At 69.9% G+C, this 1,424-nt stretch carries 1 protein-coding gene and 2 pseudogenes; 1 reads left to right on the plus strand and 2 read right to left on the minus strand.

Annotation, left to right across the window (positions count from 1 at the left end; genetic code table 11):
* Window positions 1–548, minus strand: a pseudogene (gene purH / locus KZA10_RS15205) (bifunctional phosphoribosylaminoimidazolecarboxamide formyltransferase/IMP cyclohydrolase); the annotation flags it as partial.
* A gap of 36 nt (window positions 549–584) precedes the next feature.
* On the minus strand, window positions 585–1,172 hold the full coding sequence (gene purN, locus KZA10_RS15210) for a phosphoribosylglycinamide formyltransferase (protein WP_017828325.1): 588 nt from the start codon (window positions 1,170–1,172) through the stop codon (window positions 585–587).
* 60 nt (window positions 1,173–1,232) lie between these two features.
* On the opposite strand from purN, the pseudogene KZA10_RS15215 reads away from it, so the two are divergent.
* Window positions 1,233–1,424: pseudogene (locus KZA10_RS15215) on the plus strand (hypothetical protein); the annotation flags it as partial.

The following is a 1,424-nucleotide window of genomic DNA, read 5'->3' on the forward strand; positions in this document are numbered from 1 at the left end:
CGCTGGGAGACCGAGGTGCCGCCCTGGGCGAGCGCTGCGATGATCCCGGGGTACGACTGCGGCGAGACGACGATCGCCACATTGGCGTGGTTCTTGGCTGCGGCACGCACCATCGCGGGTCCGCCGATGTCGATCTGCTCGACCACGTCGTCGCCGACGGCGCCCGAGGCGACGGTCTCGACGAAGGGGTAGAGGTTGACGACGACCAGTTCGAAGGGGGTGATGTCGAGCTCGGCGAGCTGGCGCTCATGGTCCTCGAGGCGCAGGTCGGCGAGAAGGCCGCCGTGGATCTTGGGGTGCAGCGTCTTGACGCGTCCGTCGAGCATCTCGGCGACGCCCGTGACGGCGGCCACGTCTGTGACAGGGAAGCCCGCATCGCGGATGGTCGACGCCGTCGAACCGGTCGAGACGATCTCGACACCCGCATCGGCCAGAGCCGCGGCCAGGACGAGCAGGTCGGTCTTGTCGCTCACCGAGACGAGCGCGCGCCGGATCGGCACGGTGTCGCGGTCGCGGTAGAGCGTGGGGTCGTGGCGGGGGCCGGCCATGATGGCTCCTTCGTGCGGGGGCGTCGGGTGGAGGGGTCAGGAAGAAGGGCTGAGGGCGAGATCACCGTCGGCGATCGCGCGGACGACGTCGATGAGCAGACGGCGCTCGACGGGCTTGATCCGCTCGTGCAGGCTGTGCTCGGTGTCGCCGTCGAGGATCGGGACTCGTTCCTGGGCCAGGATCGGGCCGGTGTCGACACCGTCGTCGACGACGATGACGCTGGCGCCGGTCTCGGCCGCACCGGAGGCGAGCGCATCGCGGACGCCGTGCGCACCGGGGAACTCGGGCAGGAATGCGGGATGGGTGTTGATGAGGCGCGGCGAGTACTGCGCGACGAGTGACGGCGGCAGCAGACGCATGAGTCCGCTGAGGACCACGAGGTCCGGGTTCCAGACGGCGAGCTGGCGCGCGAGCTCTTCGCCCCACGCCTCGCGGCTGTCGTGCTCGTGCCACGGCACCGTGAAACTGGGGATGCCGAACTCCTCGGCGTGAGCGAGCCCGTCGGCTTCGCGGTCGGCTCCGACGACGATCACCCTGGCGGGGAAATCGGGATGACGAGCGGCCTCGAGGAGGGCGCGAAGATTCGAGCCGGTGCCCGAGATGAGAACGGCGACCGTGAGCACGCGCCCAGTCTACCGGGGTGGGACGACCTGTTCCGCCCGACGTCCGCACATACGCGGCGGGTGTCAGTCGCGGTCGACTCGAGGCGGTGTGAAGCCGCGGAGATCGTCCAGGGGTGCCGTGTCGTCGCAGCCGAACCCCCGGTCGACGAGAACTGGGTCGATCGCATCCTCAGCGGCATCGCGATGGATGCGCGCGCCGGACGCCGCATCCCCTTCGAGTCACCGGATCCGCACGTGGATCTCGCGATCACC

Source organism: Microbacterium sp. BF1, from assembly GCF_019279095.1.
Lineage (GTDB): Bacteria > Actinomycetota > Actinomycetes > Actinomycetales > Microbacteriaceae > Microbacterium > Microbacterium maritypicum.